Raw genomic sequence first — 15,576 nt, forward strand, 5'->3', positions numbered from 1 at the left:
TGGTGGCCGGTGCGGGCGACTGGCAACGTAACCAACCGCGAACTCCGAAACTCGAGTCATTAACAACAGGAGCACGTCCATGAAAAATTTGCGATCACTGGTACAGGATGTTGTGGCGTCTCCGCTCGGCGATGTCATTGCCTCGGTCGGCGAAGGCGTTGCAAGCGCTCAACAAGCACTTGATGACGGATCGCTGGCCGCCGTGCTCGAGCTATACGCCGAGAACGATGACGCCAAAATGAAGCTGCTGCAGGACATCGGCTACCGACCCACCTTCTACGCCCTGCCGGACACAACCGGTGAAGTGCGGGTGGCCTTGCGCCTGGGCCAGGGGGCAGCCGGCGCGTCACAGGCGACCGCGGTTAAGAAAACACCGGTACCGGCAGTTCGTGCGGCGCTTGGGCGGCAAGGGCTGAATACCAGCCGGAAGCTCTACGCCTCACCGGTCGATGCCGGTTACACCAACCAGTACGGGTTCAGTGCCGACGTCAGTGCAAAGCTGACCTTCCGTATTGTACCCATCCCACCGCCAGACGGCGTCGACGAACTGCGCCTGGTGCCAAACCTGGTCACCGACCGGGACGGGAATCCACGCAGCCTGGCTGGTGCCCGCGCCGTGCTCGAACAACTGGGCTTAAGGGCTGCGCTGGCTGACGATGAACAGGATGCCAATGACACCTCGCTCATCGCCAGCCAGGACCCCACCCCCGACAGCATTGCCCGTGCCGGTGATGAGATCCTGCTTACACTGGCACAGTGACTATCGACACCTTGTGACCGGCGGCTTACCCCTCATGTTGTGGGTATCATTCACTGACTACGCGCCCGGAGGCTCCAGTGACCGCCTATTCCATACTCGATCTGTCACCCGTTAACCAGGGCAGCACCGCCGGTGAGGCCCTGCACCGCTCCCGCGCCCTGGCGCAGCACGCCGAAAAAGCGGGTTACACCCGCTTCTGGATGGCCGAACACCACAACATGCCCGGTATCGCCAGCGCCGCGACGGCGGTAGCGCTCGGCTTTGTCGCCGAAGGCACCAAGCGCATCCGCATTGGCGCCGGTGGTGTCATGCTGCCCAACCATGCGCCATTGACCATCGCCGAACAGTTCGGCACCCTCGCTGCCCTCTACCCGGACCGGGTGGACCTCGGCCTCGGCCGTGCGCCCGGCACCGATGGCGCCACCATACGGGCACTGCGCCGTAACCCGATGAACGCCGCCGATACCTTCCCGGACGATGTGCAGGAATTGCTGCATTACTTTGAACCGGTGCAGCCGGGCCAGACGGTGCAGGCCGTGCCCGGCGCTGGCTTGAAAGTGCCGGTCTGGTTGCTTGGCTCCAGCCTCTACAGCGCCCAGCTTGCCGCCGCACTCGGCTTGCCGTTCGCCTTCGCCTCGCACTTTGCGCCCGACCATCTCGATCAGGCCCTGGCTATTTACCGCGAACGCTTCAAGCCATCCGACTATCTGGACGCTCCGTACGCCATGGCAGCTGTGAATGTGTTTGCGGCCGACACCGAGCATCAGGCCCGGGTGCTGAAAACCTCGGTGGAACAGCAGTTCATGGCGCTGCGTCGCGGCACACCGGGCCCTTTGAAACCCCCGGTCGAACCGGACCAGGTCGGCAGCCCGATTGAGCGTGCCCAGGTGGATCACGCTCTGGCTGAATCGGCCGTGGGCGCGCCCGGCCAGGTGGAAGCCTGGCTGCGCCGCTTCATTGACCGGACTGACGTCGACGAAATCATCTTTACCGGCCAGATGTTCGACGACAAGGCGCGGTTCAAATCGTTCGACATAGCGGCCGATGCGATGCGAGCCATCGCCGCCACCCAGGTGGCCGTATAACCTCTGGCCCCTAGTCTCTAACAGGTTGTTGAAAAAGGCTTCCTGCCTTTTTCAAAACACGAGAACCAAACATTGCGATTTTTGGTTCTCTCACAAAATCAATGACTTAGCAGTCATCAATTTTGCCGGAACATCCATGTTCCGGGAGCAGGCCGCCGAAATTCTCCGAATTTCAACAACCTGCTAAATAATGCATCAGGAACCCATACTATGACCGACGCCCTAACGATAGACCCGAACCAGTCCGTACTGGTGACCGGCGCCACCGGCTACGTCGCCGGCTGGATTGTGAAAAAACTGCTCGACGCCGGCGTCACCGTGCACGCCGCCGTGCGCGACCCCGACAACACCGACAAAGTCGCACACCTCAAACAACTGGAACAGGAAGCCCCGGGCACGTTGAATCTGTTCAAAGCCGATCTGCTCGACCCGGGCTCCTATACCGACGCGATGGCCGGTTGCTCCGTCGTGTTCCATACCGCCTCGCCGTTCATTCTGTCGTTCGATGATGCGCAGAAAGACCTGATCGAACCGGCCCGTCAGGGCACCCTGAACGTGCTCGACAGCGTGAATAAAACCGACACCGTCAAACGCGTGGTACTGACCAGCAGCTGTGCGGCCATCTATGGCGACAACATCGACCTGGAGACCTCGGGCAAGCCGGCCCTGGATGAAACCGACTGGAACCGGACATCGTCACTGACACACCAGCCGTACTCCTATTCCAAGACCCTGGCCGAGCAAGCCGCCTGGGAAACCGTGGAAAAACAGTCGCGCTGGGATCTGGTCACCATCAACCCCTCCCTGGTACTGGGGCCGGGCATCAACCCGCGCAGTACGTCGGCCTCGCTCGGCATGTTCAAACAATTTGCCAGCGGTCGGCTCAAGGCGGGCGTTCCGGCCTTCTACATTGCCGCTGTCGATGTGCGCGACGTGGCCGATGCACACATCAAAGCGGCCTTCACACCGCAGGCTAAAGGCCGCTACATTGTCTCCGGTCACGACAGCAGTTTTATCGAATTTGCGGAGATCATGCGCAAAGAATTTGGCGACGGATACGACTTTCCAAAGCGCATTCTGCCAAAACCTCTGGTCTGGCTGGTCGGGCCACTGGCCGACAAGGCCATGACCCGCGCCATGGTCAGTCGCAACGTCGGGCACCCGATCCGGTTTGATCACAGCAAGAGTGAGCGAGAGCTTGGCGTCCGGTACCGGCCGCTGCGGGATTCAATCAGCGATTTCTTCAATCAGTTGCTGGAAACTGGCCAGATTCACAAGGCCCGCAGCTAACCTGGCACACCAAGTGCGAGTGGGAGGGTACTATGAAAGGCTTTCTGACCCCGGGATTCACTGCGCTGGTGACCTTGCTCGTCGCCAGCCTGGCGTTCGGCGAAACAGACGCCGAACAACGTTACCCGGATGTGATCGACGTCAGTGTCAGCGCCTCGGGTGACGACCGTTTCACCTTCCAGGTAACGCTGTCGTCACCCTACGACACACCCCAGCGATACGCCGATGCATTCAGGGTAGCGACCGAAGGCGGAGACACACTGGGCGTGCGCGAACTGCTACACGACCACGCCAACGAACAGCCGTTTACCCGAAGCCTCTCCGGGGTAGCCATCGCGCCCGACCTTACCCGAGTGGTCGTTCAGGGGCGCGACCAGGAATATGGCTATGGCGGCCAGACCATGACGGTCTCACTGCCCGGGCGTTGACTTCATGGCATTACCTGAAGGTCGGTGAACTGGGGCGACGCTGGCTGACCGCCGGGCTGAAACCCGAACTGATCACGGTATTTCTCCATGGTCATGCCCAGTTCGCGTTTGAACAGACGACGGAAATTGCTTTCGTCCTGGTAGCCGACATCGAGCGCAATCCGGGCCGAGGTAAGTCGGCTGTTTTCCAGTAACTGGCAGGCGCGCTTTAAGCGCTCTTTCTGCAAGTATTTCAGTGGCGACACGCCTGTCGCCTGCTGAAACCGCCGTTTGAACTGCCGGCTGCTGATGTTCAGTTGCTGTGCTGCCACTTCCATACTCACCGCCTCATGCAACGACTCCCGAAACCGGGCCTGCGCCAGACGCACCAGTTCATCGTTATGCGTTTTATCATCATCCGTTGCGCTGAAGGCCGTCGGAGGTGTCGGGAAACGATCAACCTGCATCATTTTCGCCCCTGTCAGTGCCAGGTCCCGGCTGCCCGCTTTCTCCGCCAGGTGCAACACCAGCTGATAGGTTGTATGAGCACCACCCGTGGTGCAAATAATGCGACCGTAATCCGCCAACACAGAACGCGTATCAACTCTCACCCGGGGGAACAGCCGGCGAAAATTCAACTCACTGCGCCAGTGCATCAGCGCCGGGCAATGCTCAAACAAGCCGGCGGCCGCCAGCAAAAACGAGCCGGTGCAACAGCTGGCTACCCGGCCACCGCGCTCATAATGAGCGGCAACAACATCGACCATCGGCTGCAACTGCGCCAGTGCACCCTCAATCCTGGACTGACGGGAAATCGCATCGTAAATAGACGGCACCACCCATAGCTGCTCGTCCAGTGGTGTACGGGTATCGGCATAAGCCTGGTGTATCGAACAATCGGGCATCAGCGTCATGCCGTTGAAGGGCGTTACCGCCTTGCCATCCATCGACGCGGTTACCCATTCGAACAAAGGCCGTTCGCCCCCTGCTTTCAGGTGACAGTAGTTGAGCGTGATCAACCCATCGATCAGGCTCATGGCCATTGAGCCCACACAGCGGTCGGTCAACAGAATGACAACTTTCATGGCCTTGTCCATTTTCGCCAGTATTAGGGCAAATATGACACTTATGCACTGAGGTCGCAAGGCGCACACTCGCTGAACACTCACCCCGTCAGGAGACCCATCATGACGCTGCGACCCGAGCTGTCACACCCGGCCGAGCCCGATTCACCCCCGGCAAAAACCTTGCCTCAACATGCCGAGCCTGGTCGAGTACCGGCCAGCTACCGCGCCCTGGCTGTAGGCTTGAACCTGATTGGCCAGGTATCGCCCGACCTATCAGCCCGTCTGCTGCAGGCCCTGTGGTTTCGTCCGGTCCATGGCCGGCCTGGCAAGCGCACTCAGGCGTTCTGGCAGACGGCTGATCGGCGCCACACCCTGACCACGGGCAACGACGACGTCGAGCTTCATTTCTGGGGTGACCCGGATGCCCCCATGATACTGGGCGTTCATGGCTGGCGCGGCACCGGTGCTCAATTCCGCTATCTGGTACCAGGATTGGTGGAGGCCGGTTATCAGGTGTGTCTGTTCGATATGCCGGCACACGGCATGAACCGGACTCGGTTTACCCATGTCTTTGAATTCATGCAGGCCGTGTTGTCAATTCAGGCCGAACTGGGCCAACCAGCCGGTGTCATTGCACACTCACTCGGTTGCCAGGCGGTGGTGCAGGCGGTCTCCAAGGGGTTCAAGCCCGGCCATCTGGCGTTCATTGCGCCCGGCTTTAACATGGACGCCATGCTCGACCGGTTCAGCCAGTCAGTTGGGCTGAGCGCCACAGTGCATCAGCGCTTCAAAGCCCGGCTGGGCGCCCAGTCGATCTCGATCAGTGAAGCCTGGGTGGGGACGAGCGAAACGCTCTATCAGCGATTATCGCATCAGGTCGTTCGCCAGCACCTGAACCATCCCGGGCTGCTTGTTGCCGATGATCAGGATGAAGAAATTCTCTGGCAAGATTTCGTAACAATTACCGACTACTGGCCCCAGGCCGAAACCAGTTTCAGTTCCGGTCTAGGTCACTACCGGATTCTAAAAGATGAATCGGTTCAGAACCGGGTAGCCACTTACTTCAGCCGCCATCGATAGCGACTGTTACCAGGGCAAGGCATCACCATTGCTGTGCCAGAACGACCCGGTATTGTCCAGTGTGAGGCCGTCTATGCGCGCAGCCAACCCGGTAGCGGCTTCTTCGGGCGAGATCATACCGCCAAAGTTCACCATCCGGGTTTTCACGTAACCGGGGTGCAACAACGCTACGGCGATTCCCTTGGGCTTGAGGTCAATAGCAAGCGACTTGCCAAAGGCATTCAGCGCCGCTTTCGACGCCCGATACCCATAGCGCCCTCCGGAATCGTTATCAGCGATGGAGCCCATGCGGCTGGTGATGAAGGCCACTTTGCCACCGGCATCCATGTTCGGCAGCAACGCCTCGGTCACTCGCAACGGGGCGTAGGCGTTGATCTCCATCTGGCTGCGAATGGAATCCAGATCGATGGAACCGAGTTGCTCATCCTGCAACAAACCGGCGTTGTTGATCAGTAAGTTGATGAGTTCACCGGCAACAGCCGACACCAGCGTCTCGATACTCTTTTCCTCGGTAACATCTATGCCTTGCACAACTTGCTTCGCCACGGCATCCAGTTCCGGGGATGACTGACGACACACACCTATGACCTGCCAGCCATTGCTTGCATAGTGACGCGCCAGCTCCAATCCAATACCGCGATTAGCGCCGGTTATAAGTACCTGTTTCATCCCAGGGCTCCTGTTCGGAATAAGTGATGCTTCCCAACCTAACCGATGAGTGCCTGAGTTTCCAGTTGGCCAGTGCCAAGTTGCTGAGGTTATAACCCGCACTGACGATAAACAATGCCCGGAACTAAACCCGGCTGTCCACAGTGCGTTTCGCGGGTTTCAGCGAATAGAGCCCGGTGCAACGGCGTGGATAAGGTTAAGAAAATTCCGGGACTTCTGAACGACTGATGCGTGTTCCCTCAGAGTTCAAAACGCTGGACCAGCGTCTTTAACTGGTCAGACGTTTGCTGCAGGCCCTGGCTGGCCTTGATGTTGGCCTGGGCTGTTTTTCTGGCTTCGTCGGACTGGAGGCGTACGTTGTCAATGCCCTGGTCGATGATAACCAGTTGCTCGCGCTGGCTGTGCGTCAGGCTGCCAATCTCAATGTTTTGTGCATTGATGTCACCCACCTGATGAATAACGGCGCTGAGCGCCTGCGCCACGTCATCGGTCGCTCGTACGTTACGTTCAAGTTGCTCCAGGCTGACGTTGATGGCCTCGTTGCCACTGTTGGCCCCGGTCTTCAACGACTGCGTCAGAGTTTCGATCTCGACGGTGGCATCACCGGTGCGCTGCGCCAGTTGCCGTACCTCATCGGCAACGACGGCAAACCCCCGACCAGAATCACCGGCCCGCGCAGCTTCGATCGCCGCATTCAACGCAAGCAAATTGGTTTGCTCGGAAATTTCACGAATAACAACCAGGGTTCGGCTGATGTTGTCGCTGTCGGTTTTTAGCCGGCTCATGGCGTCATTCACCGCCGCGATTCGGTTGGAAAGCGCGTCCATTTCGCTCTTGGCTTGCTGAACGCCCTGTTGACTGGTTTGTATAGTGCCATCGACCTGTTTGGCATCCTTCTGCACCTGCTCACCGATGTCCGCAACCGAATGCACCAGCGCGCCCAGTTGCCGGGTTGCCGTTTCAATCTCGGCTTCGCTGCGCTGTTGGGCTTCAACGGCTGCCTGGGTCGTGACGGTGGTGCTGTGCATGGCCGCGACACTGCTGGCAATGGCATCACCCGCTGCGGTCATGTCATTCACATTCTGACGCAAAGACTGAATCAGTCCGTTGACCTGCACGATCACCGTCTTGAGTTCGCCGATTGCACCCCGGGTTTCAATTTGCTGGCGCAAGTCATTTCGGGCAACCCGATTGACGCCCGACACAAAACGGGAAATCGGTTGAACGAGCAGGCGTTGCAGACCAAAAATTGCCACCAGGCTGAAAATCAGGGCGATGACACACAGCGACACTAAGATCACGGGTAGGTGTTGTGCCTGCTGTTGCCGGCTAATCGCCTGGTCCTGAACCGCGTCGAGTCGTTCCGATTGGTCGGCTGATACAATGCTTCTAATAGACTGAATGGATTGCTGAAACTCAGTCTGCACCCTGGGGATAATCTCCAGTGATTCACCCAGTTCCTGGGCGGTGTTGGACAAATCGGCTGTCAATGCGCGGGTCACTTCATTATTGCTGCTGACAATGGACAGGGTGCTTGCCAGCGCAGCGTCGGATTCTGCATTGGTTTCACGTTGCTCAGCCACGGCAACCTGCGCAGCCTCTGCCAGTTCGTTCACCTGTGCAGCCGTCGTGTTGGCCAGTTCCAGGCTGCCGTTCTGAATGCGACTGGTGCGTTCGGCAACCCCGGTGGCTGCCAATATCAGTTCTGGCAACAGAGTGCTCCGTTCCTGTTCATCTTCACTTCGGGTGAAGCTATTAACGTCACCGCGCAAGGCTCGCATCTCCCGACGCAACTCAATCAGCTCTTGCCGGGTATCATCGCTCTGATCGACATTGAACATGGCACTGGTCATGGTGGCGAGCCCACGGGTGATACCAATGACATCGTCGCCAATACCGGATTCATCAACGCTGATGCCGGCGGAGAGCTGATACAGGTTCAGCAGTATTCGCTGTGCGTTGCCATTGATGGTCTGGGAGGTGGTGATCATGGTCAGCAGCGGCCCCGATACCAGGGCCAGATCTTCCGCAATCCGGGTGGAACGATCGCTGATGGCCTGCAAACTCTCATTCTGGGTTGCTGCAACGCGTTGAAGGTTCTGCAGGCCACTGTCGATTTCGACGGCGGCCTGTCCGGTGCGCTCCAGTTGCTGCTCCAGATCCCGCAACCGGGCAAAGGACTCCTGAGCGCCCGACAATGCCGCCAGTTGCGAGTCGAGATCACTCAGGGCAACCAGCGATTGCTCCAGATTGCCGGACACGTCTTCGGTTTCCGACATTAGGTGTATCAGGCTGCCACTGAGCTGATGCACGCCGTACAACGCATAACCGCCAATGACCACCAGCCAGAAAACCACAAACCCGAACAGTGAGTAGATCAAACCCTTGATGGTCAGTACTCGAGCCATGGAACTGCCTCCGAACCGGATGGTTTGCCCGTGCTCGGGCAGAATTGACGAGTGTCATTCGCGGTGATGCGTCAGGGATGCCGCTTTTCTAACCAGTGCCCGATAACGCCTAACAGAATAACTGCTTAATCGACCTGTAACACAGCAACTTAAATACCAAAATGTTATAAGTACGAAAGTAGAGGAAAACAGCCCTGATGCCGGTGTTTCGTTTGCACTGCTCTGGTGCGGTTTTTTGGGCAAGCAAGAAGGGGCTGCCTCTTTGTGAGTCGGCTCAACGAAAGCCGGTGATACCAAGCGTCCCGGTTCGACGCATCCATGATTGCGCAGGCCGGTCACGTTGATTCACTGCGACCTACACCGGCGGTTAATATCACCTTGCGGAAGTAGACATGATGCAATCCATTGGCCGAATGATGGCCGCTTACCTCAGTCGAGGTAACCCCAAGAATCAGTCTGTTGAAACCAGTGCTCTGGTTTCGGTGCTACCCGTACTTAAACGGGCCGATGTGTTACTGGTTGAAGGCAACAGTAAAATAAGCCAGGGCATCAAATACCTGACCCAGTCAACCTGGTCGCACGCTGCGCTCTACATTGGCGATGCCTTGCTGCCCGGAAGCCAGGGCTCACCGACGCCCGCACTGATAGAAGCCGATGTGCGCGACGGGGTCCGGCTGGTTCCGGTTAGCCGTTATGCGAGTTTCCATACCCGAATCTGCCGGCCTGTGGGGCTCAGCGACGACGATGTAGATCGGCTGATCGCGCACGCCATGCAGCACCTCGGCCACCAGTATGACTTGAAGAACATTATCGATCTGGTTCGCTACCTTTTGCCCACGCCACCGGTCCCACAACACTGGCGGCGTCGCATGATTGCGCTTGGCAGTGGCGACCCGACCCGGGCCATCTGTTCCTCTCTCATTGCCAAAGCCTTCCAGCATGTTCACTACCCCATCCTGCCAGACATAGAACACATTGACCGTCAGGACCCGGGGTGCATTCGCTGCCGCGACGAAATACTGCATATTCGCCACCACAGTCTGTTTACCCCGCGGGACTTTGATGTATCGCCCTTTTTCCAGATCATCAAACCCCGCATTGCCGCCGGCTTTGATCCGTACCGGGTTACCTGGTCCCGTGAACCTTTGGCACCGCCCCTTGAATAAGAGCTGACCTTGCAGGCTCCCTTCACGGGCATGCACTACACCACGCTTATCACAATTTTGCCCAGATGGTCGGCCCGACCAAATCGAGCCATGGCGGCGGGTACGTCGGTCAGGGCAAAAGGCCCGTCGATCATGCAATTCAACGCACCGGATTCAAACAGATCATTGAGTCTGTCGAGTCCCTGGTTTGGCTTGAGTGCCAGTATGATCAGCTGCTTGTTCGTCACCTTGCGGATAACCGGGCTCGCGCAAAACAGCTGAAACAGTTTTGGCAAATACCCGCCCACCGATACGTAACGCCCACCGGGTTCCAGTGCATTCAAATACCGTAACGGCGAGTGTGTCGTTTTGGCATCCAGTACCAGATCATAGCGTTGTCCGTACCGGGTAAAATCCGTTTGTTCGTAGTCGAGCGTGTCATCAAATCCCATCGCGTTCAGCGCGCCGAGTTTTGATGCTTTATCCACACCGGTTACCCTGCAACCATAGGTTTTTGCAATACCCAGGCCTATCGCGCCTACCCCGCCGCCAGCACCATTAATCAGCACCCGATCCCCGTGCCGGATAGCGCCTGCCCCAACCAGGCCCTGTAATGCCAGCAACCCGGCATGGGGCAACGTAGCCGCCTGCTCGAATGTCATGTTAGTGGTCATCGGATGCACGGCATTTTCCGGTACACTGACATAGTCTGCAAAACCGCCGAACCCCGCCTCCGACAAATCGCCATATACCCGGTCGCCCACTGCAAAGCGCGTTACGCCTTCCCCCAGTGCTTCAACGACACCCGCGACTTCCGTTCCCAGAATCGTTATTTTGGGTTTAAATGGCCCCGAGAATAAACGCAGCAGATGAGGCTGGCCACGCAGGAGCGTCCAGTCCCAATCATTGATGGCAGTGGCATGGACTTTAACCCGCACCTGGCCCTTGCCAGCAATGGGCACCGGCTGTTCGCGCAGCTGCATCACTTCAGGCGTGCCGTAGCGACGATAAATAATGGCTTTCATAGTATCCGGCGGCTCCTAAACTGGTCACTCCGTTCTATATCGCAATGGTGTAGGCGTCAACGTTAGCGGCCAAAGTAGTGACGATCAGCCAATGCGGGCCAGGGTTAAACCAAATCAACAACCCGGTGTGACCGGTTGTTCATTATCCAAAAGTCACAGGCAGTCATATGACCGCTGGCACTGTTACGACCTGGCAAAACGCTGCACGATTTGCGTTTTGAAAAACAACAGCCCAACCAAGGGGCGACAAGGAGAGTATGAATGAAAACCTGGCAGACGCTGTTAGTAAGCGCCACTATTTTGGCGGCGGCCGGGACGGCCGTTGGAATCATGATGAACCAGACGCCCGAGCCGGAAAAAACCGAGGCGTCGGAAACCGAGTGGCGCATTGAAAGCGTTCGGGCTGAAGCCGGTTTTTATCACCCTGAAATTCGCTTGGTCGGTCAACTTGAAGCGGCGCGTCAGCTTACGGTGACAACAACGCAGAGTGCCGACATTATTGAACTGAATGTAACGGAAGGTAGTCGGGTTGAATCCGGAGACCTGCTGCTGCGACTGGATGACTTCGATAGCCGCCAGCAACGCGAACAGGCCGAAGCCGACCTCGCCGATATCACCTCTCAACTTGAAATCCGCCAGCTGCAGCAAGCGCAGGAAACCCGGGCTCTGGCGGTTGCCACCGCCGAACTCGAACAAGTGCAGTCGCGCCTGACCCAACAACAGCGATTGGCCGAACGCGGGCTCGCCTCCCAGCAACAACTGGAAGACCTTCAACAACAAGTCGACCAGCAGCAATTGAGTGTCTTGCAACACCGCACCAGCGTCGACAGTCATCCCGCCGAGCAAGCCCGACTGAATGCCAGCCGCACCAAGCTGCAGCTCAATCTGGAACGTGCGCAACGTACCCTGGACGACACCGTCATTAGAGCGCCTTTTGCCGGCCGCATTGCCAGCGTAGAGGTACGCCACGGCCAAACCACCCAGCCTGGCCAGGCATTGCTCACCCTGTATTCTGATAACGCCCTGCAATTGAAAGTGCAACTCCCCCACACCCTGGCCGGAGAAGAACAGGCACTTGGCGCTACGCTGACGCAGGGCAATCGCGAGACAGCGCTTCAGTTCGATCGCGCCCGGGCCCAACTGAATGCCAGCCAGAGCGGTTTTACCGCCTGGTTCAATCTGACCGACGCATCGGGCTGGCTGCCGGGTGGTTATGCCAGAGCCACGGTGCAACTGCCGGCCAGGTTCAGTTACCGGGTACCGGAAGCCGCGGTTTTTCAGGATGGCTGGCTGTACCGCATTACCGACGAGCGCCGCCTGCACGCTGAAGCGGTCGACATTCTGGGCATCAACCAGGAAGGCGATAAGCGCTGGCTGGTGGTTCAGGGCCCCGAGCTCACGGGTGACCTGCGGCTGCTGACTACCCGCCTGAGCAACCCTATTACCGGCATGCGTGTTTATGAGCCCGGTGTCGACCCGGACCCGGATCCACAGACCGAGGCTGAATCGGCTGAACCGGCCGGGGTTAATTTATGACAACGCCCAACAACCATGGCCTGCTGGCCTATTTCAGTCAGCACCGGGTCGCCGCCAACCTCATTATGATTGTTGTTGTGCTGTTTGGTTTAATGGCACTCAGCCGTCTGCCGACCCAGTTGATGCCCGATTACAGCTTGCCGGGCATTGAAGTATCGACTCCCTGGCCGGAAGCCAATGCCCAGGCGGTTGAAACCTACCTGACCACACCGCTGGAACAGGCTTTTCGACAACTGGATGACGTTGAGGAAGTCTGGTCCTGGTCGAGCCAGGGGCACAGCCAGATCATCGTGCGTTATTCGATGGACGCCGACATGGACAGCGCCCTGTCAGACATGTCTGGCCTGCTGAGTGGTTTTAACGACCTGCCCGAAGGCGCCGAGACACCCAACCACCAGCAGGTGGTCGAGAAAGAAGTGGTCTTCTCCCTGTTGATTGGTTCAGCCGGGCCGCTGAGCGAACTGCGCCCCCTGGTGCACGATTTCAAAACTGACCTGATGGCCCGGGGCATTGCCGATGTGGATGTTCGTGGCTTCCCGGATCAGGAGATCGCCATCGACGTGCCGCTCGACCGGTTACTGGCAAGCGGAGCATCACTCAACGAAATCGCCAACCAGGTTCGCACCGTCAACCGGGATGACAGTGCCGGCCAGGTAGGTGACGATTTTAACCGCGCATCGATTGGCAGTCAGCGTCGCGCCGACGGTGCCATTGCTCTGACTGACTTGCCGCTGGCCAACCAGCACTCCCTGTCTTCCCTGGCCGACATCAACCGGCAAGTCGCGCCCGGCGCCCGCCATTATGTCCTTGAAGAACAGTCTGTCGCCCGCCTGCTGATCTACCGGTCCGACAATCTTGATAGCCTCGACACCAGCGACATCGTTCACGACTGGCTGGACGACGTTCGCCCCGGCTTGCCCGCCGGCACCAACATCGTTGTCTGGTGGGACATGTCTGAATTCGTGCAAGGCAACATGGACATGCTGCTGCAAAACAGCCTGATGGGCCTGGTACTGGTCATCGTGATTCTGTTTGTTTTCCTGAACCGGCGGGTCGCCTGGTGGACGGCCATGGGTATTCCTGTCTCGGTGCTGGGCACGCTGATTCTGCTGTATTTTACCGGCGGGTCGATGAACTTTCTGTCGATGTTCGCCTTTCTGATGGCACTGGGCATCATCGTCGACGACGCCATTGTCGTCGGTGAAGAAACCGTGACGCAAATGGAAAAAGGCCTGGCACCGGACGAAGCCACCCGGGTTGCCGCCAAGCGCATGTTTGGCCCGGTTATGGCCAGCTCGCTGACGACCATTGCCGCCTTCTTTCCGCTGCTGCTGGTACCCGGCCCGTTTGGTGAGCTGTTGCGACCCATACCGGTGGTGATCATCAGCGTTATTATTGCCTCACTGATCGAATGTTTTTTGATTTTACCGGGCCACCTGAACCACAGTTTTCACGGACGCAACCCCACACGCAGCCGCTTTCGGCTGGCGATGGATAACCGGGTCCACCGGCTGCGCGAACATTATTATCGCCCCTTTGTTACCTGGAGCATCCGTAACCGGGCGGTCACGCTGAGCCTTGCCATTGGCCTCTTTGTGCTGGCCTGCGGCCTGCCCTTTTCGGGCCTGGTGCCGGTGACCGATATGAACAACATTGAAGACAACATGGTAACCGCCTACATCGAGTTCTATGACGGCACCGATGAAGCCGTTATTGACCGCTATACCGCCCAGGCAAAATTAGCTCTGGCAGAAACCGAGACCGCGCTGGGCAATGGCCAGCCGATCGTCGACCAGGTGTATGAGATATACAGTGCCGACGAAGGCTTCACCCAGATACAGGCACGACTGGTCGACCGCGACAACCGACCGGTTTCCAACGGTGACTTTCTGCAAGCCTGGGGTGAACGAATCGAAGCCGGACCGGAAGTCTCCTATATGTCGACCGGCAATGAAGATGGCAGTGGCCAGTCAACGCTGACGTTTTTTCTCGCCGGGCGCACCCTGGTCGATCTCAAACAAGGGGCAGATGCGCTGAAAGCCCGACTCGAAGACTACGCCGGGCTGGCGAACGTGCGCGATACCCTGCCGTGGGGTGATGAACAGCGATTGTTCGAACTCAATGCCACCGGTCAGGGCCTGGGGCTGACCGAGCCGGACATAGCCGCCCAGATCCGTCAGGCCTTTATGGGCATTGAAGCCCAGTCGTTTACCGAAGACGGGCATGATATTCCGGTAATGGTACGGCTCGCCGAAGCAGACCGGAAAGCGCCGGGCGCCTTGTATGACTTGCCCGTGCGAACCGCAACGGGTCAGTATGTGCGCCTGGCTGACGTTGTCGATTTTCGAACCGAGCGCGAACTCAGTTCCATCTTTCACAACAATGGGCAACTGGGTGTGGAAGTAAAAGCCGACGTGCTCGGCGAAGACGCTAATCTGGCCGACATTGCCAACGACATTCGCGCACAGGAGCTGCAACCCATTCTCGACCGTTACGGACTGACGGCCGAGATTCAGGGCAGCGCCCAGGACATTCAGGAAATGCAGCAGAACCTGATCTTCGCAGCCCTTGGCGGGTTCGCCCTGATCTACTTCATACTGGTGTGGATGTTCGGCAGTTACAGCTGGCCGCTGGCCGTCATGTCGGCCATACCGCTCGGGATGACCGGGGCCATTTTCGGGCACTGGCTGCTTGGTTATGAACTGACGTTCCTGTCGTTCTTCGGCTTGTTTGGCCTTGGCGGCATCATCATCAACGACGCCATTATTCTGATTAACCGCTACCAGGAAATTCGCGTTGAACAACCGGAACTCGACTCAAGACTGGCTATTATCGACGCCAGTTGCCAGCGCTTTCGCGCCGTGATGCTGACGTCCATCACCACGGTAGCCGGGCTGATACCCATTCTTCTGGCCGATTCCGTGCAAGCGCAGCTGGTAAAAAGCATGGCCACTTCGCTGGCCTTCGGGCTCGCCTATGGCACCTTGCTGGTGCTGGTCGTCATTCCCGCCACCCTGACGTTTATTGAATCGGCCAATCACCGGCGCCAGCAGTTCGCCGGCTGGGTCAAACGGCGGGTGTTTTTGTAAGTTATGAGCTTCGAG

12 protein-coding genes are annotated in these 15,576 nt (G+C 58.2%); 8 read left to right on the forward strand and 4 right to left on the reverse strand.

Annotated features, from left to right (window positions below; genetic code table 11):
* The first annotated feature begins 79 nt into the window (after positions 1–79).
* From ACHUE7_RS17245 to ACHUE7_RS17260, 4 genes are all read left to right on the forward strand, one after another.
* Positions 80–760: a PASTA domain-containing protein gene (locus ACHUE7_RS17245; protein WP_394171122.1), complete on the forward strand. Its 681-nt coding sequence runs from the start codon at positions 80–82 to the stop codon at positions 758–760.
* Between the two features lie 77 nt (positions 761–837).
* The gene (locus ACHUE7_RS17250; RefSeq protein ID WP_394171123.1) at positions 838–1,845 is read left to right on the forward strand and encodes an LLM class flavin-dependent oxidoreductase; all 1,008 of its coding nucleotides are present in this window, start codon (positions 838–840) and stop codon (positions 1,843–1,845) included.
* A gap of 210 nt (positions 1,846–2,055) precedes the next feature.
* A complete protein-coding gene (locus ACHUE7_RS17255; protein ID WP_394171124.1) occupies positions 2,056–3,135 on the forward strand; it encodes an SDR family oxidoreductase in 1,080 nt (359 codons plus the stop codon).
* 32 nt (positions 3,136–3,167) lie between these two features.
* Positions 3,168–3,563, forward strand: coding sequence for a hypothetical protein (locus tag ACHUE7_RS17260; RefSeq protein WP_394171125.1), 396 nt, complete (start codon positions 3,168–3,170; stop codon positions 3,561–3,563).
* Between the two features lie 2 nt (positions 3,564–3,565).
* On the opposite strand, the gene ACHUE7_RS17265 is transcribed toward ACHUE7_RS17260, so the two are convergent.
* Positions 3,566–4,627, reverse strand: coding sequence for a GlxA family transcriptional regulator (locus ACHUE7_RS17265; protein WP_394171126.1), 1,062 nt, complete (start codon positions 4,625–4,627; stop codon positions 3,566–3,568).
* Positions 4,628–4,729: 102 nt separating this feature from the next.
* Here ACHUE7_RS17265 and ACHUE7_RS17270 point away from each other — a divergent pair, with 102 nt between their 5' ends.
* Positions 4,730–5,689, forward strand: a complete 960-nt coding sequence (locus tag ACHUE7_RS17270) for an alpha/beta hydrolase (protein WP_394171127.1) — start codon at positions 4,730–4,732, stop codon at positions 5,687–5,689.
* Positions 5,690–5,695: 6 nt separating this feature from the next.
* On the opposite strand, the gene ACHUE7_RS17275 is transcribed toward ACHUE7_RS17270, so the two are convergent.
* Entirely contained in the window at positions 5,696–6,358 is a 663-nt protein-coding gene (locus ACHUE7_RS17275; RefSeq protein ID WP_394171128.1) for an SDR family oxidoreductase, read from the reverse strand.
* A 239-nt stretch (positions 6,359–6,597) separates the two neighbouring features.
* Positions 6,598–8,766 carry a methyl-accepting chemotaxis protein gene (locus ACHUE7_RS17280; RefSeq protein WP_394171129.1) on the reverse strand — a complete coding sequence of 723 codons (2,169 nt, stop codon included), beginning with the start codon at positions 8,764–8,766 and terminating at the stop codon, positions 6,598–6,600.
* A 392-nt stretch (positions 8,767–9,158) separates the two neighbouring features.
* Between ACHUE7_RS17280 and ACHUE7_RS17285 the strand changes: the two genes are divergently transcribed.
* Positions 9,159–9,932, forward strand: a complete 774-nt coding sequence (locus ACHUE7_RS17285; RefSeq protein ID WP_394171130.1) for a YiiX/YebB-like N1pC/P60 family cysteine hydrolase — start codon at positions 9,159–9,161, stop codon at positions 9,930–9,932.
* A 35-nt stretch (positions 9,933–9,967) separates the two neighbouring features.
* On the opposite strand, the gene ACHUE7_RS17290 is transcribed toward ACHUE7_RS17285, so the two are convergent.
* Entirely contained in the window at positions 9,968–10,936 is a 969-nt protein-coding gene (locus tag ACHUE7_RS17290) for an NAD(P)-dependent alcohol dehydrogenase (RefSeq protein WP_394171131.1), read from the reverse strand.
* A 261-nt stretch (positions 10,937–11,197) separates the two neighbouring features.
* On the opposite strand from ACHUE7_RS17290, the gene ACHUE7_RS17295 reads away from it, so the two are divergent.
* Together ACHUE7_RS17295 and ACHUE7_RS17300 are read left to right on the forward strand one after the other, a co-directional pair.
* Positions 11,198–12,472 carry an efflux RND transporter periplasmic adaptor subunit gene (locus ACHUE7_RS17295; protein ID WP_394171132.1) on the forward strand — a complete coding sequence of 425 codons (1,275 nt, stop codon included), beginning with the start codon at positions 11,198–11,200 and terminating at the stop codon, positions 12,470–12,472.
* Complete coding sequence (locus ACHUE7_RS17300) at positions 12,469–15,561, forward strand: efflux RND transporter permease subunit (protein ID WP_394171133.1); 3,093 nt, start codon at positions 12,469–12,471, stop codon at positions 15,559–15,561. The genes ACHUE7_RS17295 and ACHUE7_RS17300 overlap by 4 nt, the downstream gene beginning before the upstream one ends.
* Positions 15,562–15,576 lie beyond the last annotated feature (15 nt).

The sequence above is a fragment of the Saccharospirillum alexandrii genome, assembly GCF_043641555.1.
GTDB classification, from domain to species: domain Bacteria; phylum Pseudomonadota; class Gammaproteobacteria; order Pseudomonadales; family Natronospirillaceae; genus Saccharospirillum; species Saccharospirillum alexandrii_A.